At 74.4% G+C, this 24541-nt stretch carries 14 protein-coding genes and 1 tRNA gene; 8 read left to right on the forward strand and 7 right to left on the reverse strand.

What is annotated here, in order from left to right:
- Nucleotides 1-406 precede the first annotated feature (406 nt).
- From MMF93_RS11410 to MMF93_RS11435, 6 genes are all read left to right on the forward strand, one after another.
- Nucleotides 407-1177: an ABC transporter ATP-binding protein gene (locus MMF93_RS11410; RefSeq protein WP_242751212.1), complete on the forward strand. Its 771-nt coding sequence runs from the start codon at nucleotides 407-409 to the stop codon at nucleotides 1175-1177.
- A complete protein-coding gene (locus MMF93_RS11415; RefSeq protein WP_242751213.1) occupies nucleotides 1174-2250 on the forward strand; it encodes an ABC transporter permease in 1077 nt (358 codons plus the stop codon). Before MMF93_RS11410 ends, MMF93_RS11415 begins: the two co-directional genes overlap by 4 nt.
- A 106-nt stretch (nucleotides 2251-2356) precedes the next feature.
- Complete coding sequence (locus MMF93_RS11420; protein WP_242751214.1) at nucleotides 2357-2758, forward strand: globin; 402 nt, start codon at nucleotides 2357-2359, stop codon at nucleotides 2756-2758.
- 162 nt (nucleotides 2759-2920) lie between these two features.
- Complete coding sequence (locus tag MMF93_RS11425; RefSeq protein WP_242751216.1) at nucleotides 2921-6478, forward strand: FtsX-like permease family protein; 3558 nt, start codon at nucleotides 2921-2923, stop codon at nucleotides 6476-6478.
- 3 nt (nucleotides 6479-6481) lie between these two features.
- Nucleotides 6482-9376: an ABC transporter permease gene (locus MMF93_RS11430; protein WP_242751218.1), complete on the forward strand. Its 2895-nt coding sequence runs from the start codon at nucleotides 6482-6484 to the stop codon at nucleotides 9374-9376.
- Nucleotides 9373-10638, forward strand: a complete 1266-nt coding sequence (locus MMF93_RS11435) for an ATP-binding cassette domain-containing protein (RefSeq protein WP_242751219.1) — start codon at nucleotides 9373-9375, stop codon at nucleotides 10636-10638. The genes MMF93_RS11430 and MMF93_RS11435 overlap by 4 nt, the downstream gene beginning before the upstream one ends.
- A gap of 22 nt (nucleotides 10639-10660) precedes the next feature.
- Here the strand turns inward: MMF93_RS11435 and MMF93_RS11440 are convergent, their stop codons facing one another.
- Genes MMF93_RS11440 through ettA form a run of 3 tightly spaced genes read right to left on the reverse strand, consistent with a single transcriptional unit; the run spans nucleotide 10661 to nucleotide 13416 of the window.
- Nucleotides 10661-11341, reverse strand: a complete 681-nt coding sequence (locus tag MMF93_RS11440) for a DUF8185 domain-containing protein (RefSeq protein WP_242751220.1) — start codon at nucleotides 11339-11341, stop codon at nucleotides 10661-10663.
- The gene (locus MMF93_RS11445; protein ID WP_114018194.1) at nucleotides 11322-11747 is read right to left on the reverse strand and encodes an acyl-CoA thioesterase; all 426 of its coding nucleotides are present in this window, start codon (nucleotides 11745-11747) and stop codon (nucleotides 11322-11324) included. The genes MMF93_RS11440 and MMF93_RS11445 overlap by 20 nt, the downstream gene beginning before the upstream one ends.
- Nucleotides 11748-11751: 4 nt before the next feature.
- Complete coding sequence (ettA, locus tag MMF93_RS11450) at nucleotides 11752-13416, reverse strand: energy-dependent translational throttle protein EttA (protein ID WP_242751221.1); 1665 nt, start codon at nucleotides 13414-13416, stop codon at nucleotides 11752-11754.
- A 535-nt stretch (nucleotides 13417-13951) separates the two neighbouring features.
- Here ettA and MMF93_RS11455 point away from each other — a divergent pair.
- Complete coding sequence (locus tag MMF93_RS11455) at nucleotides 13952-14647, forward strand: hypothetical protein (RefSeq protein ID WP_242751222.1); 696 nt, start codon at nucleotides 13952-13954, stop codon at nucleotides 14645-14647.
- A 502-nt stretch (nucleotides 14648-15149) separates the two neighbouring features.
- Here MMF93_RS11455 and MMF93_RS11460 read toward each other — a convergent pair.
- The 4 genes from MMF93_RS11460 to MMF93_RS11475 all read right to left on the reverse strand — a co-directional run bounded on the left by MMF93_RS11460 (nucleotide 15150) and on the right by MMF93_RS11475 (nucleotide 24110).
- Nucleotides 15150-16643: a TQXA domain-containing protein gene (locus MMF93_RS11460; RefSeq protein WP_242751223.1), complete on the reverse strand. Its 1494-nt coding sequence runs from the start codon at nucleotides 16641-16643 to the stop codon at nucleotides 15150-15152.
- Between the two features lie 191 nt (nucleotides 16644-16834).
- Nucleotides 16835-17593 carry a single-stranded DNA-binding protein gene (locus tag MMF93_RS11465; protein WP_242751224.1) on the reverse strand — a complete coding sequence of 253 codons (759 nt, stop codon included), beginning with the start codon at nucleotides 17591-17593 and terminating at the stop codon, nucleotides 16835-16837.
- 125 nt (nucleotides 17594-17718) lie between these two features.
- Complete coding sequence (locus tag MMF93_RS11470; RefSeq protein ID WP_423835593.1) at nucleotides 17719-20454, reverse strand: GTPase; 2736 nt, start codon at nucleotides 20452-20454, stop codon at nucleotides 17719-17721.
- A gap of 1289 nt (nucleotides 20455-21743) precedes the next feature.
- On the reverse strand, nucleotides 21744-24110 hold the full coding sequence (locus MMF93_RS11475; protein WP_242751226.1) for a GTPase domain-containing protein: 2367 nt from the start codon (nucleotides 24108-24110) through the stop codon (nucleotides 21744-21746).
- A gap of 343 nt (nucleotides 24111-24453) precedes the next feature.
- Between MMF93_RS11475 and MMF93_RS11480 the strand changes: the two genes are divergently transcribed.
- Nucleotides 24454-24526: transfer RNA gene (locus MMF93_RS11480), tRNA-Arg, on the forward strand.
- Nucleotides 24527-24541: the final 15 nt, after the last annotated feature.

The following is a 24541-nucleotide window of genomic DNA, read 5'->3' on the forward strand; positions in this document are numbered from 1 at the left end:
GCTCCCCTCCGTGCAGCCCCCGGCTCCCCTGCCCTGGGCTGCGAGCGCCGGGGCGCCCGACTGTGGTGCCTCGGTGCAGCAGTATGGCCGCAGTGGCCGGTGACCACACCGGATGGGGCGGGATCTTGTTCGTATCGCGACCAAACGCCCCGTACGCGCCACCGAACCCGCCCCGCCGACGTGTCCTGCCCGCGTCCCGCTCGCGCTCCCTCCTGTTCTGTCCACACGCGCCCGGTGCCACCGCGGTTCCCTCGCCCGCGGGGCAGCCCGCGCGGGGACGGGCGCGAGCCGCGCGTCCGCTGCGGGTCCGAAGCGATGACCAGGCGAGACCGGATGCGGGGACCGGACGAGACCGGACGGGACCGGACGGGACCGGAATGCGTGCTTCCCCCCTTACGCTCCCGCCATGTCACCGCGAACGATCACAGACCCGGGTACGGCACCCCGGCACACCGGCCCGGCGATCACGGCCGAAGGCCTGCGCAAACGCTACGGGGAGACACAGGCCGTCGACGGCGTCTCGCTGGAGGTGGAGCACGGCGAGTTCTACGGCATCCTCGGCCCCAACGGCGCCGGGAAAACCACCACCATGGAGCTGCTGGAGGGGCTGCGCCGGCCCGACGAGGGCCACGCCCGGCTGCTGGGGACGGCCTCCTGGCCGCGCGACCCGGCGCTGCTGCGCCGCATCGGCGTCCAGTTGCAGGCCTCCGCGTTCTTCGAACGGCTGACCGCCCGCGAGCAGCTCCGCACCTTCGCCGCCCTCTACGGCATACCCGAGACCCGCGCCGACGAGATGCTGGAGACCGTCGGGCTGACGGAGAAGGCCGGCACCCGCGAGGACAAGCTCTCCGGCGGCCAGGCGCAGCGGCTCTCCCTCGCCTGCGCCCTCGTCCACGACCCGGAACTGGTGTTCCTGGACGAGCCGACCACCGGCCTCGACCCGCAGGCCCGGCGCAACCTGTGGGACCTGCTGCGCAGCAGCAACGCGGCAGGACGCACGGTGGTGCTCACCACCCACTCCATGGACGAGGCGGAGACGCTGTGCGACCGGGTGGCCGTCATGGACCACGGCCGGGTGCTGCGCGTGGGACCGCCGCGCGCGATGGCCGAAGAGGCCGGAGTCGACTCCCTGGAGGACCTCTTCCTCCAGCTGACGGGGCGGGAGTACCGGGAGTGAGAGCGTTTGTCAGCCTGTCACTGGCGATGGCCCGCGGACTGCTGCGGGACCGGGCCGCCGTGTTCTTCACCCTGATCTTCCCGCTGATGTTCCTGCTGCTGTTCGGGGCGCTGTTCAAGGACCAGGGCGTCGAGCAGTCCACCCTCGTGCAGGTGGGCGACGTGCGGGTGCTGGACACGATGCCGCACGAGACGCGCGCCCAACTGCGCGACGTCCTGACGATCGAGAAGACCGACGGGTCGGCCGCGGCCCGCAGGCAGGCGCTGGAGAAGGTCCGCGAGGGTGACGCCGACGGGGTCGTCCTCCAGCACGGCGGCAAGGTCGAACTCCGCTACTCCGCCGCCGACCAGGTGCGCTCCGGCACGGTCCAGGGGTTGCTCAACAGCATCGTCCAGCAGGCCAACCAGCGCGCCACGGGACAGCCGCCCGCCTACGCGCTGGGCAGCACGGCCGTGGAGGACGAGTCGGTCAAGCCCATCCAGTTCCTCACCCCCGGGCTGCTCGGCTGGGCGGTGGCCATGGGCGGCGTCTTCGGCGCCGCCTTCAACCTGGTCAGCTGGCGGAGGAAGCGCATCCTGCGCCGCCTGTGGCTGGCACCCGTCGCCGCGCGCAGCGTCATCGGGGCCCGGGTAGGCGTCAACCTGGTCATGGCCTTCGCACAGACAGCCGTCTTCCTGCTGATCGCCTCGCTGCCCTACTACGGCCTGCAACTGACCGGACAGTGGTGGCTGAGCCTGCCGCTGGTGGCCTGCGGGACGCTGGCGTTCTTGTCGATCGGGCTGCTGGTCGGCTCCTTCGCGAAGACCGAGGAGGCCGCCAACGGGCTGGCACAGATCATCATTCTGCCCATGGCGTTCCTCTCCGGCTCGTTCTTCCCCCTGGACGGCGCCCCGCAGTGGGTGCGCACCATCAGCGACGTGCTGCCGCTCAAACATCTCGTCACGGCGATGGAGGCCGTCCTCAGCCGCGGCGGCGGCTGGGGCGACGCGCTCCCCGTGATGGGCGGGCTGCTGCTGTTCGCCGCGGTGCTGACGCTGCTCGCCTCGCGGCTCTTCCGGTGGGACGCGGCGTAGGGCCCGCCCGCGGGGGCGCGGCGTAGTAGGGCGGGGGAGGCCCGGGCAGGGGCGGGGTCGTAGGTCCGGGGTCCTCCGTCGGGACGTCTGCCACCATGGACGGGTGATGGAGATCCGGCGCGGCAGCCTTCCCACGCAGACCTACTACGAGCAGGTCGGCGGCGAGGAGACCTTTCGACGGCTCGTGCACCGCTTCTACCAGGGGGTGGCCGAGGACCCCCTGCTGCGGCCGATGTACCCCGAGGAGGACCTGGGCCCCGCCGAGGACCGGCTGGCGCTCTTCCTGATGCAGTACTGGGGCGGCCCGCGCACCTACAGCGAGTCGCGGGGCCACCCCAGGCTGCGCATGCGGCACGCACCGTTCAAGGTCGACCGCGCCGCGCACGACGCCTGGCTGCGGCACATGCGGGACGCGGTGGACAGCCTGGAGCTGCCCGAGCATCTGGAAACCCCGCTGTGGGACTACCTCGTTTACGCCGCCGGGTCTATGGTCAACTCCGCGGACTGAGCGGACCGTCGGACCGCGATCCCGGCGCGTGCCGACCCGCACGCGGGAGCGAGAGCGAGAGCGCACCATCCCGCGCACGTAGCGGGACAACGCGCCCCGGCGGCCCCACACGCGGAGGGGGACAGGGGGCGGCAGGGCTTGACCGGGTTCGTCGTGGCACGCATGCGTGCACACCGGCTGCTCCTCGCCTCCGCGCTGCTCTGCGTCCTGCTGGCCACCTGCGTACTGACCACCCTCGCCGCCTTCGCCACCGCGGTCGGCGACGCCGGGCCGCGGCGCGCGCTGGAGCACAGGGCGGCCCCCCGTACCGTGCTGGACGTCCGCTCGGACGTCACCGCCGGAAACCGGAAGGCCACGGACGCGGCCGTCCGCGAGGCGGCGCGTGACGCCTTCGGCGGGCTGCCCGTGCGGACCGCCGCCAGCACCCACTCCGGCGCGTACGCGCTGCCCTCCTCGCTGCGCCCGGGCGCCGACGCCCGCGACCGGACCGCCGACACCTCTCGCACTTCGGGCACCTCGAATACTTCCGGCGCATCGGACGCTTCAGCCGGCTCGGGCACTTCAGGCGCTTCTGGTTCTTCCGGTTCCTCCGGTTCCTCCGGTTCCTCCGGTGCCTCGGAGGACGACGAGCCCGCTCTGACGCGCTTTGCCACCTTCGACCGCGCCCGCGTGAGGATGGTCGACGGCTCCTGGCCGCACACCCTGCGCACGGGCGAGCACACCGTCGCCGCGGCGGTGCCCCAGCGGGCGGCCGAACGGCTGTCGTTGCGCCCGGGCGACACCTTCCGCGTCACGAGCAGGCTCGAAGGACCGCCCGACGTCCGCGTCGAGGTCACCGGCGTCTACGCGCCCGCCTCCCCCGGCTCCCCCTACTGGAGGTGGCTGGACCCGCTGGCGGGTCAGGGCATGGCGGTGGGCGACTTCACCACCTACGGCCCGCTCGCCGTCCCGGACGGCGCCTTCGCCGACGGGGACGGTGCGGCGGAAGAAGCCCACGGCGCGGGCGGGGCGCTGTGGCCCGCAGAGACCCGGTGGCAGGCGGACGCCGACTTCGCCGGCCTGGACACCTCCCGCCTCGACGCGCTGGGCGCCGACGTGGCCAGGGCCGCCGACCGGATCGGCACCTCGCCCTCGACCCGGCACGCCGTGGCCACCACGGACCTCCCCGAGGTGCTGGACTCCCTCACCCGGTCGCTGCTCGTCATGCGCTCCACCCTGCTGATCGCCGCGCTCCCCCTCGTGCTGCTGACCGGGCTGACGCTGCTGCTCGTGGCGCAACTGCTGCATACCGAGCGGGCCTCCCAGACGGCACTCCTGCGGGCCCGCGGCGCCTCCAGGACCCGGGTGTGCGCCCTGGCCGCAGCAGAGGCGCTGCTGCTGGCGCTGCCCGCCGCACTCGCCGCACCCCTGCTCGCCGGGCCCGCGGTGCGGTGGCAGGCAGCGCACGGCGTGCTCGCCCGCGCGGGGGTCGAACCGGGCGCCGGGGTGCCCGCGGGAGGCTGGTGGGTGGCGGCCGCCACAGCGCTCGGATGCGCGCTGCTGATCGCCGCGCCGACGCTGCGGGCCCGTGGCCGCGCGGGCGAGGAGGACCCGGAGAGCGGAGCCACCCGCGGCGGCCCCCGCACGCCCGCACGGAGGCGGCGTACGGCGGCGACCCTGCTGCGCGGCGGCGCCGACCTCGCGCTGGTCGCGCTGGCAGCGGTCGCCTACTGGCAGCTGGAGCGGCGCTCGGGCGGCACCGGCGTCCTGTCAGCACGCGAGGGCTCCGGCGCGCGGGGCGGGTCAAGCGGGGCGCTGGGCATCGACCCGGTGCTGGTGGCGGCGCCCGCGCTGGCGCTGCTCGCGGGCACCGTGCTGGTACTGCGGGTCCTGCCGCTCGCGGCGCGGCTGGGCGAGCGGTTCGCCACCCGGGGGCGGGGGCTGGCCGCGGCACTGGCCGGCTGGCAGCTCAGCCGCCGCCCGCTGCGCGGCGCGGGGCCCGCGCTGCTGCTCGTGCTGGCCGTGGCGACAGGGGTGTTCGCGGTCGGCCAGGGCGCCAGCTGGGACCGCTCGCAGGACGACCAGGCGGACTTCCGCACCGGGGCCGACCTCTCCGTCAGCGGCTCCACCGCACCCCCGCTCGCGCAAGGCGGGCTGTTCACAGGGCTCCACGGGGTCGAGCAGGTGGCGCCGGTGGCGCGGGCGTCGTTCAGCACGGCGGGCGACCGTACGGCGCAGCTGCTGGCCACCGACGCGCGTGCGGCAGGCCAGGGGGTCCTGCGGCTGCGGGACGACCTGGCCGACGAGCCCCTGTCCCGGCTGCTGCGGCCGCTGGCCGGCGAGGACCGCAGGGAGACCGGTGTGCGGCTGCCGAAGGACACACGGGAGCTGCGGCTGCGCGTACGGCTGGAGAGCGAGCGCGCCGCCCCGGGCGGGGAACAGAGCTCCGGTACGGACACCCTCTCGCTCACCGTCGAGGACCGTTCCGGCGTGCCCTACCGGATACCGCTCGGTGACCTGCCGGACGACGGCGAGGCGCACACGCTGAGCGCCGCCCTCGCGCAGGACGGTGGCACACCGGCCGGGCCCGTGCGGCTGACCGGGATCGGCGTCTCCTACCGCGCACCCGCGCACAGCCGGCAACGGAAGCTGACCGTCGAGGAGATCGGCGCCGCGGGACCGCACGGCAGCCGCACGGTGCACCCCGCACGGCAGGAGCACTGGACGCCACGGGTGAGCGCCGACGACGCGCAGGCCCGGCTGGGGCGCGGCCCGTACGCCGACGCCGACGCCCGCACGGCCGAACTCCGTCCGGACGGTGCGGTGCTGACCGCCCGCCACACCACGGGCTCCGCGCCCTCTCAGGCCTCGCAGGGAACCGACCCGGTGACCGTCTCCGTCCTGTGGTCTCCCGGCGCCTCGTCGGCCGGCGCGCACCGGCCACTCGCCGCCGTCGCCACGGACGCCTATCTGCGGGCGAGCGGCGCCGAGGTGGGTGACACGGTCAGGGTCGACGCCCTGGGCACCGACCTGAACGTCCGTATCACCGGCGCCGTCCGCGCCCTGCCCACCGTCTCGCCCGTACCGACCGCCGACGGTGAAGCCGCCGCCGGAGCCCTGCTGTTCGACCTGGGGACGCTGAACCGGACGCTGGCGGGGCGCGACGCCACCCTGCTGGAGCCGCGCACGTGGTGGCTGTCGGTCGCCGACGGCGCGGGCGACCGGGTCGCCGCCCAGCTGCGGGCCGAACCGGCCGTGGGCACCGTACGGGTACGCGACGAGGCCGCCGCCGAGCTGCGCGGCGACCCACTGGGCGCGGGGCCCCGCAGCGCGCTGACCGCACTGGCCGCTGCCGCCGCCGTACTGGCGGCGGCCGGCTTCGCCGTCAGCGCCGCCGGGGCGGCGCGGGAACGCGCGGGCGAATTCGCCGTCCTGCGTGCTCTGGGCGCGCCCAGGCGGCGGCTCGCGCACGCCCTCGCGGCCGAACAGGGGCTGGTGCTCGTGCTCTCGGCGGCGCTCGGACTCGGTCTGGGGGCGCTGCTGGTGCGGCTGGTGGTGCCGCTGATCGTCGTCACAGGAGACGCCCGCGCGCCCGTGCCCGACCTGCTGGTACGGCTCCCGGCGGGCGGGACGGCCGCCCTGCTGGCGGCGGTGCTGGCGGTGCCGCTGGTAGTCGTCGCCGCCACCGCCTTCCGCCGCACGGGCCCCGTGGCGGCTCCCCGCACGGAGAGGGGAGAGTGACCGGTGCCGGACCTCGCGCGCCCCGACAAACAGGCCGCGCCCCGCGGCGGGTGGCTGCGGGCGCGGCTGCGAACGGCGCCCGGCGCGGCGCTGGCGTTCGCCGTGCTGGTGCTGGCGACGGCCTTCCTGGCGGCCGCGCTGCCGCGGGCCGTCGACGCCTCAGCGGACGACGCGCTGCGCGCCGCCTACGAACGGGCCCGCCCCGCAGACCGCGCGCTCCGGGCCACGGCCTCCGCGGCGCCCGACGCCGGCAGCCCCGCCGAGCTGCGCGCACGCGTCGCGCCCGCGGCGGTGGACCGCGCTGACACGGCCCTCCGCCGCGCCGTCCACGCCCCGCTGCACCTGGCGGCCGGTCAGGGGGCGTACGGGGTGCGCAACACCAGCCCCGCGGACACCGACGATCCGGCGCTGCCCCGCCCCTCCCCGGACGTCGCCCCCAAAGCCACGTTGGCCGCGCAGGCGGGTCTGGCGCGGCATACGACCCTCACCAGGGGCCGGATGCCCGGCCCTGAGCGGGCACGGAAGGGGCACCCCGTGCAGGCGGCGGTCACCGAGGCGACCGCCCGCCGGATGCACCTCGCCCCGGGCGACACCTTCCACCTGCCGGACCGTACGGGCACGGGCGGAAGCGATGTCACGGTCCGGATCACCGGCGTAGTGGCACCGCGCGGCTCCCCGGAGCAGGTCGGCCACAGCCCCTTCTGGAATGCCGAACAGAGCCTGGCGCGCCCCTCCCTGCTGTCGATCCCGCCCTCCGGCGGAGGCGGAACACCGAAGCGCTACTGGCACTTCACCGCGTTCCTCCACCCGAAGGCCGCGCCCACGCTGCTGTCCCTGCGCGACGGCGCCGAACTGTACTTCCACCACCCGCTGGACACGGACGCGCTCGCCGGGCACCAGGCACGGCAGGCCGCGCAGGACCTCACCCGGCTCGCCTCCGGCGCCGACGCGGCACGGCTGCGCGAAAGCGCCGGCGTCGGCGAACTGACCTTCGAGACGGGGCTGACCGAAACCCTCGCCGCCTTCCAGCGGGAGAACTCCGCGGTCACCCCCCTCCTGCTGATCGCCGCACTCGGGCTGGCCACCACAGCGCTGATGGTGCTGCTCCTGGCCGCGCTACTGACCGCCGAACGGCGCGCGGACGAACTGGCGCTGCTGCGTGCCCGCGGCGCCTCACTGGCCGGCCTGGCGGGCAGGCTGCTGGCTGAGAGCGCCACCGTGGCGGTGCCGGCGGGAGCGCTGGGCACCGGCCTCGCGCTCGCGGCCACCGACGGCACCCGCAGCACGGCCGCACTGACCGCGGCGGCGGCCGTCACCGCTCTGGCGGCGCTGGCCCTGCCGGTGCGCGCGGCGCTGGCGCACCGCCGCGTCCGGTCCGCCGCACCGAGCGGCGACCTGGCCCGGCGACGCCCCTCGCGGCGCCGCACGGTGGTGGAGGTCAGCACGTTCGTGCTCGCCGTCGCCGCCGTCGTCGCACTGCGGCAGCGCGGCACCGGCGGCCCGGACAGCGCGCAGGAGACGGCCGCGACCGGCGGCGGGGACGCGGCCGGCACAGCGGGCGACACGGACCTGCTGCTGGCGCTCGCCCCCGTGCTGGTCGCACTGGCGGCCGCGCTGCTCCTGCTGCGCTGCTATCCGCTGCCGCTGCGGCTGCTGGAACGGCTCACCGCGCGCAGCACGGGCCCCGTCGCGTTCCTCGGAGTGGCCCGCGCGGGCCGCGCGCCCTCAGCCGCCGTGTCGGGGCCCGCGCTGCTCGCCCTGCTCGTCGCGCTCACCGTGGCCTCGTTCGGCGGCACCGTCCTCACGGGCATCGCACACGGCCGGGACACCGCCGCCCTGCGCGCCGTCGGAGCGGACGCCCGCATCGAGGCACCCGGCGCGGAAAACCTGCCCGAAGGGATGACGAAAAAGGTCCGCCACGCGCCAGGGGTGGACACGGTTACGGCCTACCGTGCGCACGACGACGGCGAACTGACCGGCGTCGCCGACGCGGTGACCGTCGCCCTGGTCGACGCGCCCGCCTACGCCCGCCTCACCGGACACGACAGCCTGCCCTCCTTCTCCGCCGACACCCTGGTACCCGAAACCTCCGAGGCCTCCACCGAGCCCCTCCCCGCACTGATGTCCCCCGGCCTCGCCCGGAAACTCGGCAACGGCACCGAGTACACCGACCTCGTACTGCCCGGACTGCAACTGCCCGTGCGGCCCGCCGTGATCCGCGAGGCCACACCCGCCGCCCAGCAGGGCGACTTCGTCGTCCTCTCCCGCGAGGCCGTCGCCCGCGCCCGCCCCGACGCGCGCGGCACCGCACTCCTCGCCCCCAACACGCTGCTGGCGGGCGGCCAGGCCCCCCACGCCCGCACGCTGCGCCGGCTGGCTGCCGCTGCCTTCCCCGACGCGGACACCGGCCCCCTGGTCTCCCTGCGCGCCGAGGAACGCGCCGAGTACGCCGGCACCGTGCTCCAGTCCGGCGCCGAACACCTCTACACCCTCGCCGTGCTGGCCGCCGCCGGCTACAGCGCCCTCGCCGTCGGGCTGTCACTGGCACAGACCGCGCCCGGCCGCCGGGCACTCCTGGCCCGGCTGCGCACCCTGGGACTGGCCCGCCGCCAAGGCCGGGGCGTACTGCTGCTGGAGAGCCTGCCGCTGTACGTACTGACCGCCGCGGCAGGGGCCGCCACCGGGCTGGCCATGGTGCCGCTGCTGGGTCCCGGCATCGACCTGGGCGCCCTTGCGGGCACACCCGACACCCTGCCCGTGGGGCTGACCGCCGACGCCCTGCCCCTGCTCGCGCCGCCGCTGGCGCTGCTGGCCCTGGCCACGCTCGGACTGCTGGCACAGGCCCGGCGCCGCGGCCGGGCGGCGGACCTGCGCACGGAGAACCAGGAGCCCGCATGACACCGACACCCCAGCCCCGGCACCCCCGGCCCGGTACCCCCGCCTCCGCCTCGGCAGGCGGCGAGGAGCGGACCACCACACTCGGCGACCTGGAGCGGCGCGCCGCCGCCGGACGGCAGGAGCGCGCCTACGGCGCCGACGCGCTGATCGCCTGCGACCGCCTGGTGCGCATCTTCAGCGGCGACGGCGTCGAAGTCCAAGCCCTCCAGGGCCTCGACCTCCTCGTACACCAAGGCGAACTCACCGCCCTCGTCGGAGCGTCCGGCAGCGGCAAGTCGACGCTGCTGAACATCCTCGCTGGACTCGACACCCCCTCGGCGGGCAGCGCGAGCGTCGCCGGACACGACCTGCTGGCCATGGACGCGCGCACCCGGCTGCACTACCGCCGCAAGGTCGTCGGCTTCATCTGGCAACGCACCGCGCGCAACCTGCTGCCCTACCTGACGGCCGCACAGAACGTGGCGCTGCCCATGAAACTGAGCGCAGGCGCCGGACGCGCGGGAACAGGCGGCGGACGCCCCGGCACAGGCGGCGGACGCCCCGGCGCAGGCGGCTTGCGCCGGGGCAGGGTGCGGGCCGGGCGGGCCCTCGAACTCCTCGACCTGCTCGGCATGGCCGACCACGCCGGGCAGCGCCCCGCACAGCTCTCGGGCGGCCAACAGCAGCGGGTGGCCATCGCCGTGGCGCTCGCCAACGACCCGTCCGTCGTCCTCGCCGACGAACCCACCGGTGAACTCGACACCGCCACGGCCGCCGAGGTCTTCGCCGCGCTGCGCCGCGCCAACAGGGAACTGGGCACCACCATCCTGGTCGTCACCCACGACGCGGCCGTGTCCGCGCAGGTCAACCGCACCGTCTCCATCCGGGACGGGCGTACCAGCACCGAGACGCTGCGCACCGTCGCCCCCGACGAGGAGGGCGGCGCGGCCACCGTCGGGCGCGAGTACACGACCATCGACCGCTCGGGCCGCCTCCAACTGCCGCCCGAGTTCACCACGCCGCTCGCCATCCGCGACCGCGTACTGCTGGAACTGCGCCCCGACCACATACAGGTCCGCCCGGGCGAGCGCACCCGGCCGGAGGAGACCAAGGCGCCCGGGGCCGCGACGGAGTCCGGGCCGGAGCCGGGGCCCGGGCCGGAGCCGGGGCCCGGGGCGGGGACGGAGCCGGGGGCTGGGGCTGAGGCTGGGGCTGAGGGGGGTGGTGGCGGCGGTGCCGGGGCGAAGGACGCGCCCGGCCGCCGGGAAGAGGAGCCCGGCTGAGCGCCGGGCGCGGCTCACCGGCTCACACCGGGGTGACGCTCAGTCCGGCGCCCGCGCCGGCCCCCGCACCGCCCCTGCGCCGTACCGCGACGGAGCCGTAGAGCGTCCGCAGCCGCAGCCACGCGCCGGCCTCCAGCAACGTCACCGGATCGGTGCCGCGCAGAAAGCCCAGCGCGTGCGCCGCGTGCGCGGCGCGCAGCGGCAGCTGAGTGCGCCCCAGCGGGCGGGACCAGATCTCCTCGGCGAGCGCGTCCAGCGCCTCCCGGCCGCGCCGCTGCGCCGGCAACTTCTCCGCACGCTCCCGGAACTCGCCCACGGCCGCCGCCGCCACCGAACCGACAGCGTCGACCGGCACCCGCGCGAACTCGTGCCACCCGCCACGCGGCGGCAGCACCCCCGCCCACGAAGGACCGGTGACGGCCTGCGGAACGCCGACGGACTCGCGCTCCTCCTCGACCAGTTCGAGCAGCGCGCCCGCCGCCACCGTCACATCGAGCTCGACGGGCTCCAAGAGCCGTCCCGTGCGCACCGCCAGCACCTCGAAACGGGCCGGCTTGGCGAACACCCCCGCCACGCCATCGCCCGCCTGGATGCGCACGGCGGCGTTCTTCTCCCAGCGCACCAGCCGCTCCAGGAAGGCGGCGAGTCCCGCCGCCTCCCCGGGATCGGCGAAAACCAGCCGGTCAGCCCCTGTGGCTGTCATCGAAGTAGCCCTCCAGGAAGGACCGCTCGGCCGGCGACAGCCGCCGCGGATACCCCTCCTTGATGTTGTACGGCGCCACGACCGTCCTGGCCCGCACATACGGGCCGCCGCCACCGGCCGCGTCCTTGATCTCGTACGCGAACGTCACCGAGGCGGCCGTCAGCTTGACCACCCACAGCTCCACCGTCACCGGGTCGGCACGGTGCACCAGCTGCCGCAGATAGTCGATCTCGTGCCGCGCCACGACCGTGCCGCCGGTGAACGCCTCCGGGTCCGCCACCCGCGCCGCCAGGGCCAGGAAGTCGATCCTGGCCTCCTCCAGATACCGGAGGTAGACGGTGTTGTTGACGTGCCCGAAGGCGTCCATGTCCGACCAGCGCAGCGGACACGCGTAGCTGTGCCGCACGCGCTCAGCTCCGCGTCAGCTTCTTGTGCGTCGCCCGGTGCGGACGCGCCGCGTCCGGACCCAGTCGCTCGATCTTGTTCTTCTCGTACGACTCGAAGTTGCCCTCGAACCAGAACCACTTGCTGTCACCCTCGTAGGCGAGGATGTGCGTGGCCACTCGGTCGAGGAACCAGCGGTCGTGGGAGACGACCACCGCACAGCCGGGGAAGTCCAGCAGCGCGTTCTCCAGCGAGGAGAGCGTCTCCACGTCCAGGTCGTTCGTCGGCTCGTCGAGCAGCAGCAGGTTGCCGCCCTGCTTGAGCGTCAGCGCCAGATTCAGCCGGTTGCGCTCACCGCCGGAGAGCACACCCGCCGGCTTCTGCTGGTCCGGGCCCTTGAAACCGAACGCCGACACATACGCGCGCGACGGCATCTCGACCTGGCCGACGTTGATGTAGTCCAGCTCGTCCGAGACGACCGCCCACAGCGTCTTGTCCGGGTTGATGTTGGCGCGGCTCTGGTCCACGTAGGAGATCTTGACCGTGTCGCCGACCTTGATGGAGCCCGAGTCCGGCTCCTCCAGCCCCTGGATCATCTTGAACAGCGTCGTCTTGCCCGCACCGTTCGGACCGATCACGCCGACGATGCCGTTACGCGGAAGAGTGAACGACAGGTCCTCGATGAGGACCTTGTCGCCGAACGCCTTGTTCAGCTTGTCCACCTCGACGACGACGTTGCCCAGGCGCGGCCCCGGCGGAATCTGGATCTCCTCGAAGTCCAGCTTCCGGGTCTTCTCCGCCTCGGCCGCCATCTCCTCGTACCGCGTCAGACGCGCCTTCGACTTCGCCTGCCGCCCCTTGGCGTTCGAGCGGACCCACTCCAGCTCGTCCTTGAGACGCTTGGCCCGCTTGGCGTCCTTCTGGCCCTCCACCTTCAGACGGGCCTGCTTCTTGTCCAGGTAAGTGGAGTAGTTGCCCTCGTAGCCGACGGCACGGCCACGGTCCAGCTCCATGATCCACTCGGCCACGTTGTCCAGGAAGTACCGGTCGTGGGTGATCGCGATGACGGTGCCCGGGTACTTCGCCAGGTGCTGCTCAAGCCACTGCACCGACTCGGCGTCCAGGTGGTTGGTGGGCTCGTCCAGCAGCAGCAGATCGGGCTGCTCCAGCAGCAGCTTGCACAGCGCCACCCGGCGCTTCTCGCCACCGGAGAGGTTGACGACCGGCCAGTCACCGGGCGGGCAGCCCAGCGCGTCCATGGCCTGCTCCAGCTGCGCGTCCAGATCCCAGGCGTTCGCGTGGTCCAGCTTCTCCTGGAGCTTGCCCATCTCCTCCATCAGCGCGTCGGTGTACTCGGTCGCCATCTGCTCGGCGATCTCGTTGAACCTGTCGAGCTGCTGCTTCGTCTCCGCGACACCGTCCTGGACGTTCTCCAGAACCGTCTTCGACTCGTCCAGCGGCGGCTCCTGCAACAGGATGCCCACGCTGTAGCCGGGAGCGAGCATGGCGTCACCGTTGGAGGGCTGCTCCAGCCCCGCCATGATCTTGAGCACGGTCGACTTGCCCGCGCCGTTGGGGCCCACGACACCGATCTTGGCGCCGGGCAGGAAGCTCAAGGTGACGTCGTCGAGGATCACCTTGTCGCCGTGCGCCTTGCGCGCCTTGCGCAGGGTGTAGATGTACTCAGCCAAGAGGAACCGTCCGAGCTTCTGTAGGTAGTCGTACGCGGCCGGGCCGCGCGGGTCGTCTCATCATGCGGCAGCGCGCCGCGCCGCTCGCCGGTGAGTGAGCCGCGGCCGTACCACGTCAGGCATACGCACCCCATCTTGCCGCACCCGCCCCCCACCCCGGAAACGGGCTCCGAGTCCCCCCGCCGATCCTGGCAGGGGCCGGGGCCGCGACCTGGACACCAACCGAGCGTCAACCACGCGGCCCGCCACTGGCCAGCTGACGTCTCCCGCCGCGTCCACCCTCGCCCGGGGGCCCGGGGCACCCGCTCGAAAACGCCGTCCCGGCCCCGCGGTGAAACCCTCTGTGCAGCCCAAGACACGGAAAGTATCGCTCGGGTGCATCCCGCCAAGCCGTCCAGTACGGAACGTCCACACCAGTGCGGAGGGGGCGGACAGCGCGAAGGGGATGGCCACCTCGGCCGCGGGTACCCGAACGGGTCTCACGGTGAAGCCCGTTCGGGCAGGGCCGGTTCGATGTCGAGGGGGGCGGCAGCAGGTGAGGACAGGGGACAGACAGGCGTCCGCCGACCGGCGCACACTGGTTCTCCAGCTCTTGGGCACGACGGTGGCGGCGGTGCTGTGGGGCATGGCAGCCGGCGCACTGACAGTGAGCAGCGGCCGCAGGACCGCCGCCCTCATCGGTGCCGGCCTCCTCCTCACCATCGCCGTGACGGTGATGTCCGTGGTCTGGTACCGCGAGCGCCGCAGAGCGCGCGAGGCCGGCCTGGCGACCAGCCGCTACCTACGGCTCGCGCAGCGCCTCCGGCGCGGCGTCATCCCCGACCACCCCGCCGAACGGCAGGCGGCCGCAGCGATTCTGGCCCGCCAAAGCCGTGCGCTGGAACAATGGAAGACGGGAAACCGCCAGATCGCATATGGGACGGGCGCTGTCCAAGTGCTCGCCGCCGCAATGCAGAGAGGAGACCGCGCCTACGGGTTGGGCGCGTTACTCCTGTTCGCCGCCGCGTGCAGCTTCTCGAATCCCGCCATGTCGCGCCGTCAGCAGCGGCGCAACGAGGCGACGTGCCGTGCGCTGCGCCGCCGATATGACCCGGAAGGAGGCCGGACGGACGAGGAGCGGCACGCGGCCTCGGCGCCCGCCGACGGGCCCGACCCACCCGCCTGCCGGCCGACCACGCGGACGACTCACACCTCACCGGAGCGCGGCGCCCACCCCGCGGAAGAGAACTGAGGCACGACAGGCTCGTCTCCTACGCTCCGACAGCCATGGGTCTCTTCGTCCTACTGCGCAGCGAAGGGTTCCTTCAATCCGCTATGTCGCATCACCGGAACCTGGCCGGCGACCGAGCCACGAGCGCCCAGCCCTCCCATGAGACTGGGCCGCGGCCTGACGGGGCACCCCCGCACCGATGCCGCCGTGCTCTACGGGCGGCACCCCGTCTGAGCCGCCGCGGCCGAGAGGCCCGAGGAGGGCAGCCTTCCTGGGAGGGCTGGTCTCGGCCGCCCGTATCGCGCGGACCAGATCCCCTTCGCCTGTTGCAGATCCTCGCCCAGCGTGGCGTCACGCCTACGAGCCCCACCCGAGGGGCGGGACGGGGCCGGAGCCACCCGAAAGGCACGGGCCACGGTGGGGCACGTCCGGGCCACCGGGAACTGCGGACCAAGGCGAGTCGTGTGCGGGCCCGCACGGACGTGAGGGCTGCCCGACGCGGGTGAGCGTCGGGCAGCGCTGCTCAGTTCCCGCCGCGGCGCACGATCCGCAAGGTGGTGAAACCGACCGCGAGGAGGCCGATGGCCACCGCCGCGAACAGCCGGGTGTTGCCGCCGCCCGTCCGGGCCAGGTCGCCCTCGCCCACGACGGCGCCGCCACCGCCGACGGTCGCCGGGCGCTCCGCCGTCGCCGGGGCGCTGCGCCGGGTCACCCCGCCCACCGCGGCGGAAGTGGTGCAGTCGAGGACACCGCTGAACGTCTTCGCGTACCCGTGCGGCCCGCGCACCGGGATGCGGTAGGGCTGGTCCTCCTCGACGGGCACCGTCACCGTGCCGCGCTCGCCACCGGCGATCTCCTCCCGCTCCTTGCCGACCCGCAACGGGAAGGTCGCGTCCCCGCTGTTGTCGACGTTGATGTCCACACCGTGCCCCGCGCAGTTCTCCCGGGACGTGGTGGCCGGCACCGGGCCGCGCTCCGCCCAGTTGACCGAAGCCGTGGCCGAAACCGTCGCCTGACTGGAACCGGCCAGGATCTGCGCCTGGCTCCTGCCGCGCTCCCCGGCCCCGGTCAGCACCCTGCCCACCGGAACCTTGGCCGCCGCCTGCGCGGTCAGCGACGCGGCCCCGGGATCGGCCGACTTCGGCAACTCGAAGTACACCTTCGTGCCGTTGCGGGCGGACTCGACCGGCTCGCCCTTCTCGTCGACGACCCGCACCCCTTCGGAGGCGGCACGGGGACTCGGCGCCACGCTGACGGTCGAGGCGGACGTGCGGACCGTCACAGGACCGGTGCGGCTACCGCTCTTGCCGGAGACCTCCGCCCGGTCGAAGGCCAGGGACGGGCCGGGCTCGGCCATGCTCCGGGCCCTCTTGACGAGGTAGCCGGCCAGCTTCCGGGCGGCGGGGTCGGTGGGGGTGATGGAGGGGGGCTCTTGGGGGGCCGCCCCCCTCCCCCCTCCCCCCACGTCCCCCCGTGCCCCCTTCTCGGCGAACCGCCAGATGGCGACCTGCGTGCCGGCAGCGGCGGCCTGCGGGGTGAGCCGCTTGGCTCCCGCCGCCCTCGCCAGTGCCTGGAGGTCGTTCCTGTGCGGGTAGGAATGGGCGACGACCCAGCGGATCCGGCCCGCGTTGCGGTTCTCCCACAGCGGAGAGGCCTTCCACTCCCCCTCCGCGTAACGCGACTGCTCCCGTACGGGATTGAGCGCATCGATGCCGTAGGTCTGCAGGGTGCCGCCGCCGTCGACGGCCATCTCGAAGAGCCCGGCCTTGATCTCCTGCCGCTCGCCGTCCACCGTGATGACCGCGTCATCGGCCGTCGTGAGGCCGTTCAACGTGGCGGTTGCCCCGTTGTGCTGCTCCGGCTGCCCTCCGGCGGGCACACCCTGAGCGGCGTTTGGGCCCGCCGCCGGGTGTGCCGCCGCCGGTGGCGCACCCGCCGCTACGCCGGCTGCGGACAGCCCGGTGGCCACGGCGGCGGCCATGAGGCGGTGGGCCGTCCGCGCGCGTACAGAAGTCATGGTCTTCCCCTCTTGGCAGCGCGCGCACGAAGCCGTCTCGCCCCCGTGCGGCCGGTCTGCCGCAAAGCTGAACCCCCCAGTCGGTACGGGTGGGATCGTAGGAAGATCAACAGCGCGGAATCCCCAGGATTCACGTCGGACACACATTCCGACTCGGAATCGTTATCAGCGAATCCGGCGGACCGGGACGATCACGGCGCACCGCGCTGACCTGGAACGCTTCCTTCCGCTGCGGCTTCGGACATCAACGCCTCGCCACGCGACCCCCTTCCCTCAGCCGGATCCGCGCCGGAATTGCCCGTTCCGTCGGCGCGTGCTCGCCCCTTGCTGGCGGACCGCCCGGGCCGGGCATTCCGGACGAGTCGACCAACGGGTTCCCCCACTACGGATTTCTCGACGACGGGTTCCGCTGCGACGGACTCCCCGGCGGTTTTCTCGAGGGTTTTCTCGGCCTTTCCTCCCCCCGTACCCCAATCGACTCGTTCGCCCCCTCCGGCCCGGAGCGGCGCGGAGGTCCCGAACGGGTCGGGCACCGCCGCATCCAACGGCGGCCACGCGGGCGCCGGGCCCCGCGACAGCTCCGGGGCCGCACGGGAGACCCGTACGAAGGCGGCCGTGCCGCGCGACAGGTCGTGCCCCACCGTGGCAGCCGTCAGGTCGGCGTTCAGGTAACGCCTGCCCTCCCGTTCCTCCTCCGCGAGCCGCAGCTGCCCCCGGACGACGACGGGTTCGCCACGGGACACCGACGAGGCGACATTGGTGGCGAGGGAACGCCAGGCCCACACCGTGTAGAAGCTGGTGGAGGCGTCCGTCCACTGCTCGGTGCGCTTGTCGAAGCGCCGCACCGTGCTGGCGAGCCTGAACCTGGCCACCGGGACCCCGGACGAGGAGGTCCAGTGGTCGACCTTCGTCGCCACGTTTCCCATCACCGTCACGTGCGTCTCATACATGCGAACCACCCCCGTGCAGCGGCGGGCCGGCCGCCGCTGCCTCGTGTTTCTCTGCCGTCTTCTGCTTCGGTTTCCAGAGTGGGACAGGAAGCGGGGACGTGGGGAAATGGACTCAGATCTGTGTATTACTCGCCGGTTGTGCACAAGTCGGTCACCGATGTGGGTGACGGCCCGCTGCCTGCGGCCTCGGGCCGACCGGAAAGGTCGGGTCGGCCCGGCCCCTCGGGCCGGTCCCCGAGACCCGGCCGGTCCGCGGGGCCCGGCCGGTCCGCGGGGCCCGGCCGGTCCGCGGGGCCCGGCCGGTCCGCGGCGTCCGGCCACTGGCTCTCGGCGGTCGGCGGTTGCCGCCACGTGCCCAGGGGGTCTCCCGCGGCTCCGACCGAGCCCGCCGCGATGGCGAACTGCTCCCGTACCTCGCGGTACCGGACGAGTTCGGCCGCCACCGGCTCCAGCACCCGCTCCCTGCCGCTGGAGGCAGCGAGCTGCCGCAGCCTGCGTTCCGCCTCCAGCCCGTAGGCGCGGGCGGGCCCTCGCGCCGCCCTGCGGCTGCCCCAAGCGAGCAGCGGTCCGGCCAACGTGGCCGCCACCAGGGCCGCGCAGGGCAACGAGACCGCGCGCGTGACGCCACCCGCCATCACGACCGTGGCCAGCGCCCACACGACGGCGGCCAACTGGAGCCCGAGGAGGAGCCACTGGCCGCCCAGTGCGGCGGTGTGCCACGGCGGGCGCGACGCCCGTGCCGGCCGACGCCGCCCCGCATGACCCGCGCGCCCCACGCCGGCCGAACGAGCCGCACGAGACGAACGGGCCGAGCGCGAGAGGTGAGAGGGACGGAGGAAGCGGGAAAGGCGCGGTGCGCGCGAGGCACGGGAGGCCTCCGGCCGCGTACCGTCCGGCAGCACGTCGCCCGCCTCGCCGGAAGGCCGACCGTTCGCGGACCGCTCACTTGAGGGCTGCTCACCCGGGAGTTGCTCGCCCGAGAACTGATCACCCGCAAGCTGGCTGCCCGGGAGCTGATTACCCGAAAGCTGGTTGCCCGGGAGCTGGCTGCCCGGGAGCTGATTACCCGAAAGCTGGTTGCCCGGGAGCTGGCTGCCCGGGAGCTGGCTGCCCGGGAGTTGCTCGCCCGCAAGCTCAGACATGGACGTGCTCACGTCCGCGTCCACGTCCTCCGCGCCGGGGGCCGGCGGGACGCCGGGGGTCTGCTCGTCGCCGTGCGGGCGGTGGTCCGCGGGGGCGGGAACGACGCGGGTTTCGGCGGCGCAGGTGGTCATGACCTCGTCCAGGCGCTCCGGCAGACCTGCCGCACCGCGCCGCGCGGACTCCCGTACGGTGCGCGCCCACGCGGCGGGCAGGCCGGCGGCAGCCGCGTCGGCCAGCTCCCGTACGGCTTGCGCGACCACGGGCCGGGCGGCACGCGGCTGCTGCAGCGTCTCGCGTTCGCGTCCGCCGCCACGGGCGCGTTCGCCGCTGTGGACGCCGGCTGCGGGCTCGACGGCTGCGTCAGCTCCGGCACGGGACTCCGGCGCCCGCCCCGGTTCCGGCCCCGGCTGCCCCGGTTCGGGCTCCTGCCCTGGCTGCGTTTCCGTAGCGGCCGTCGCCGGTTCGCGGGAGTGTTCGGCGCGGTCGGCGAGGCCGGGACGGGAGGCGTACCAGCGCAGGGCCCGTACCCAGGGGGTGCCGCAGGAGCGTGCGGCCTGGCGCAGCCAGGCGCGTTCGGCGGCCTGCCCCGCGGCGGCGGCGCCGACGGCGACGGCCAGACGGTCCTCGAAGTCCCCGCGGGCGCCTTCGGTGAGCCCGGCGGGACCGCCCGCCGCACCAGGACCCGGATCCGCGTAGACGGGTCGGAGACGTTCCATGGTGCCGTCGAGGTCGGCGCTGAGCCGCAGGACGGCGGCGTGCTGCTGTGCGACGAACTCGCCCAGTTCCTCGTGCAGTACGCCGATGCCCTCGTGGGTGAGCGCGGACGCGGACAGGACGACGGCACCGGGTTCGCCGTGCTCGCCCAGCGCCATACCGTCCTCGTCCAGCAGCCGCCGCAGGTCGTCGAGGACCGCGTCGACGGCGTCGCGGGTGAGCCGGTCGGTCTGGTTGAGGACGACGAAGGTGACCTCGGCGTGTCCGGCCAGGCGGCGCAGGTAGTTCTCGTGCAGGACGGCGTCGGCGTACTTCTCCGGGTCGACGACCCACACCACCGCGTCGACCAGTCGCAGCAGCCTGTCCACCTGCTCGCGGTGCCCGGGTGCGGCCGAGTCGAGATCGGGCAGGTCGATCAGAACGAGACCGCTCAGCCCGATCTCCCGCGTACGGTGCCGGGCGTGGTGCGGGATGCCGAGCCTGTCCAGCAGCCCGTCGGGGCCGGCGTCCCCCTCGCGGCCGGCCGTCTCCCAGGTGCAGGCGACGGGGGCGGCGGTGGTGGGGCGGCGCATGCCGACCTCGGAGAGGCGGGCCCCCGCCAACGCGTTGAACAGCGACGACTTGCCGCTGCCTGTGGCGCCCGCCAGCGCCACGGTGGTGTACGAGCGGGGCAGGCCGCGCCGGGCCGCCGCCTCGTCCAGCACCCGTCCGGCCTCGGCCAGTACGTCGGCGTCGAGCCGGGTGTGGGACAGGCCGACGAGTTCGCGCAGGGCTCCGAGCCGCTGCCGCAGCATGTGCTCTCCGGCACCCCGGGCGTCGAGCGCCTCCGCCCCTTCGCCCGTTTCCCAGGCGGCACGGCGTGCGTTCTGGTGCGCGTCCCGGTGTGCGGCCACGTACTCGTCCCAGGGGAACCCGTCGGCCGCGTCCTTGTCCGCGCCGCCGCCTCGCCCGGTGTCGGCGGCGCGGCTGCTGTCGGAGACCGGCCTGCTGTCGGCGGCGGGCATGTGGTCGGGGACGGGCCTGTGGTCGGTGGGCCTGTGGTCGGTGGGCGTGCTGTCGACGGTGGGCCCCGGCGCGTCGGGGCCGGGGGCCGGCCCCGGGTCGTCACATCGCGCCTCTCCCTCCGCCGCTCGGGGAATCCGGGCGGCAGCCGGAGCGGAGACGGGGCCGGGGGCGGCCCCGTCCGTGGGGAGAGCGGCCCCGGTTTCCGTGGCGACATCCCGGCCCGTGCCGCGGTCGGCCTCCGAGCCGGGGGCGGCGGCGCCGGTGCTCGTGACGGTGCCCGTGCCCGTGCCCGTGCCCGTGCTTGTCTCCGTGACGGTGTCGCCGCCGGCGCCGGTGGCATAGGCATCCGGCCAGGACGCGCTGCGCCAGGGCGGTGCCAGACCGGGGGCGAGGGAGTCCGTCTCCCGCCTCGCGCCGTCACCCGCAAAAGCGTGGGCGTGCGTCAGCGGTGCCCGATCGTCCGGCTCCTGGAGGGGTTCGGGGCTGTGCTCCGTGGGTTCGGGCGTGCGCTGGGCGCGGACACGACGGGCGATGACACCGTCGTCCCAGACGAGCCCCGTCTCGCTCGCGACGGCCCGCGCGCCCTCCGGGCCGCCCGCAGCCCGCGAGCCCGCGTCCCCGTCCGCCTCCACCCCGGGCTCGTATCCGGAGCCGGACCCAGTCCCGGAGCCGCGCCCCTCGTCGGTGGCGGCCCTCACCTCGGTTCCGATTCCGGTTCCGGTTCCCGTTCCGGTGCTGGTTTCCGTTCCGGGTTCGGCTCCGGCGCCGGGTCCTGTGGGGGTCGACGCCCCGTCCACCGGGGTTTCGGCCTGTTGGTGGGGCACCGGTACCACCCGGGACGGTACGCCGCCCGCACCGACTCCGGGATCGTCCCCCAGGCTCGCCGCCATGGCGGCCTCACTCGCCGCCGCCGAGGACACCACAGGTGGTTCTGCGGTCCCCGCATCCGAGGGAACATCCGTGCGGGCGCCCTCCGGCTCAGCGCCCCGCGCGGGCTCGGACACGGCGTCAGGTCCGGGCGTAGGCCCGGGCGTAGGCCCGGGCTCCGGCACGCGGTCCGCCCCGGACACAGGCGTGGACGCAGGCGCGGGCTCCTCCCCCACCGGGACGGCCGCCGGGCCGGCCGCTGAGCCAGTCGCCGAGCCCGGCTCCGGCTCCGGCTCCGGCTCCGGCTCCTCGTCGAGGGACAGTTCCAGTTGCCCTTCGACGTGACCGGGCGTGCCGACGTACCAGCGGTCGGGGGTCTCGTCGGCTCCGCCGACGGCAGCATCGGTGGACGTCACTGCGGTCACCTCTCCATGTGCGCGCTCTGCAGGCCGCGCTGCGGGCCACGCTGCGTGCTGGTGTGCAGGCCGAGCGGGGTACGCGTCGGCGGGAAGTCACGGGTCGGCGTCTCGGCTCCGACCGGTTCGCGCAGCCGGTGCGGGGCCTTCTCGAGCCGGATCACCGCGGAGAACGCGGCGATTAGTTCCATTTGCGGCGCGGGGCCTGTGTCGACGTCGTCCAGCGGGGCAAGGCGCAGATCGCGTTCGCCGTTCAGGACGCGTTCGACGCATTCGTCCAGCATTTCCGCGCACTGTTCGCGCAGCTCGTGGGCGTTGTCGTCACCGAGCAGGGCGGCGAGGGAGTCGTCGGCTCCAGCGGCGCGCCGGCCGCCGAGCAGGGCGGCGACGAGGAGGCCCGCCACGCGTTCGGTGTCGCCGTCCGGCGCGCCTGCGCGGCCGGCGGCGCGGGTCTCCTCTTCGGCGAGTTCTTCGACGCAGCGGCGCCAGCGGCGGACCATCACGCCGATCCGGCCCGCCGCCTCGCCGCGTTCCCCCTCGCCGTCGGTGCCCGAGGGGCCGCAGTGGTCGAGCGCGGGGGTGGCCCGGCGCTGTTCGGCCACGCGTTCGTCGGCGGCAGCCACCGCTCCGCACAGCAACGCCGCCAGCCCGTCGCAGAGGGCGTCGAGGAGTTCGTCGCCGTCGCTGTCCGCGGGGAAGCAGCGCCAGTGTTCGGCGGCGTCACCTGCCAGCAGTTCGCCCTCGGTGATCCGGGCGCGCAGCCGGGTGCCTGCGTGCTCGTAGGCGGTCTCGATGTGCCGGCTGAGGCGGTGGACCGCCGCGTACTGGGTCGCCGAGGCGCCCGCGAGGGCGGCGATCCGTGGGCGCAGCGAGGCGAGCGCTCCCGCGGCGGTGCGGTCGGCGGCTGCCTGGTGTGCGGCGGGGTCGGCGGCGCGTCCTTCCAGCCAGTCGCGCAGGCCGCTGACGGCGGAGACGGGCAGCAGCCCGGAACCCGAGGCGGATTCGGGCAGCTCGGGGATGGTGAAGCGGGGCACCTCGCCCAGGCCCTCGCGGTCGAGCAGCAGCCCGTACTGTGCGGCCACCTCGCTGGCCATCTGGTGCGGCACGCGATCCAGGACGGTGGCGAGGGTGACGTCGTACTCCTTGGCGCTGCGCAGCAGGTGCCAGGGGACGGCGTCGCCATAGCGGGCGGCGGTGGTCACCAGGACCCAGATGTCGGCCGCGCAGATGAGTTCGGCGGCCAGGTCGCGGTTGTGGGCGACGAGGGAGTCGATGTCGGGCGCGTCGAGGAGCGCGAGGCCGGGCGGCAGGCCGCTGTCGGTCTCGATGCGCAGGGTGGGCGGCGGCGCCTCGCCTTCGGCGGCCTCGTCACCGTCCCACCCGGGTTCCCAGCCGTGCTCCCCTCCGGCTTCCCACGCCGGCCGGCGTCCGGATTCCCACCCGGTTCCCCCGTCGGCCTCCCACGCGGCGCCCCTGTCGGCCTCCCACTGCGTTCCGCGGGCCTGCCACGGGGACTCGCCGTCCTGCCACCGCGACCCGCCGGTCTGCCACTGCGGCTCGCCGGTCTGCCACTGCGACCCGCCGTCGGTGCCCCAGGCAGCCGGCTCGTCGCCGGAGCCCCACGCCGTCGGCTCGCCATCGGGGCCCCAGGCGGCCGGGTCGCGATCGCTGCCCAGGTGCGCGGGCCGCTCGCCGTCCCGGCTCCGGTCGCTGCCGCCTCTCCAGCCGCCGCCGTGTCCGCTCCTGCCGTCGTCGGCGGGCAGGCCGACGAAGCCGACGCCCTCACCGGCGCCGCCGCCGGGACCGCCGCCGCTTGCGACGTCACTGCCGCGCCGCCCAAGCCCGCCTGCGCCTCCGGCTCCGGCTCCGGCTCCGGCTCCGAGTCGGGTTCCGGTTCTGGCCCCCGCTCCCGCTCTCGTACCGGTCCTCGGCCCGCCGGCGCCGCCGACACCTCCGGAACCGGAGCCGACGGCGGGGTCGGGGGCGTCCTGTCTGGGGACCCACGCCCTCTCCAGTCCCGGCAGCACGCGCCTGCCGATGAACCAGGCCCGGTCGTCCGGGTGGCAGACCAGCACCGGAGTCCGTGTCGTGGGCCGCAGCACCCCCGCCTCGCTGACCTTCCGCCCGACCAGCGAGTTGACCAGCGTCGACTTGCCGGCACCCGTCGACCCGCCGATCACCGCGAGGAGCGGCGCCTCGGGGGTGCGGACGCGCGGGAGGAGATAGTCGTCGAGCTGCGCGAGCAGCTCGTCCCGCGAGCGTCGGGCGCGTTCGGCACCCGGCAACGGGAGGGGAAAGCGCGCGGCGGCGACGCGTTCGCGCAGTGCGGTGAGCGCGTCGAGCAGTTCGAGCCGTACGTCCAAGATCGCCACATGCGCAGAATGCCCAATTTTGCGGCAGTTTTGAAGCGTATCCGCATCACGAGGCGGGGAAAATAGGTGCTTTAGGGGCTCAATGGCCTCTTTCGCCGCATTAAGGCCCGATGTACCACCTGCAACCCGGCCGCACCCATAACGACTGCGCAACACCCGCACCGCGCGCCGCCAAAACCGCTGCGTGAATCGCACCAGCCTGCGATTATCGGGACCGCTTCACGGAACCTCCACAAGACGTCGCGGACGTGAAGCGCACAGGACGAGCCGCACGGCCCCCTATCCTTGACCCCGCCGTGGTCACTCCGGGGGACGGCGAGCCCGCCCGCCGCAACGGAGACCGGCCCCCGTAGCTCAGTGGATAGAGCAGGCGCCTTCTAAGCGCTTGGCCGCAGGTTCGAGTCCTGCCGGGGGCACACGACACGCCTCAC

It is taken from the genome of Streptomyces tubbatahanensis, assembly GCF_022699385.1.
Classification (GTDB): Bacteria; Actinomycetota; Actinomycetes; order Streptomycetales; family Streptomycetaceae; genus Streptomyces; species Streptomyces diacarni.

What these genes read in the sequence shown, in the direction of transcription:
- MMF93_RS11410 (WP_242751212.1), top strand. Translation starts at nt 407, where the DNA reads ATGTCACCGCGAACGATCACAGACCCGGGTACGGCACCCCGGCACACC.
- MMF93_RS11420 (WP_242751214.1), top strand. Translation starts at nt 2,357, where the DNA reads ATGGAGATCCGGCGCGGCAGCCTTCCCACGCAGACCTACTACGAGCAG.
- MMF93_RS11425 (WP_242751216.1), top strand. Translation starts at nt 2,921, where the DNA reads ATGCGTGCACACCGGCTGCTCCTCGCCTCCGCGCTGCTCTGCGTCCTG.
- MMF93_RS11435 (WP_242751219.1), top strand. Translation starts at nt 9,373, where the DNA reads ATGACACCGACACCCCAGCCCCGGCACCCCCGGCCCGGTACCCCCGCC.
- MMF93_RS11440 (WP_242751220.1), bottom strand. Translation starts at nt 11,341, where the DNA reads ATGACAGCCACAGGGGCTGACCGGCTGGTTTTCGCCGATCCCGGGGAG.
- MMF93_RS11460 (WP_242751223.1), bottom strand. Translation starts at nt 16,643, where the DNA reads ATGACTTCTGTACGCGCGCGGACGGCCCACCGCCTCATGGCCGCCGCC.
- MMF93_RS11465 (WP_242751224.1), bottom strand. Translation starts at nt 17,593, where the DNA reads ATGTATGAGACGCACGTGACGGTGATGGGAAACGTGGCGACGAAGGTC.
- MMF93_RS11470 (WP_423835593.1), bottom strand. Translation starts at nt 20,454, where the DNA reads ATGCCCGCCGCCGACAGCAGGCCGGTCTCCGACAGCAGCCGCGCCGCC.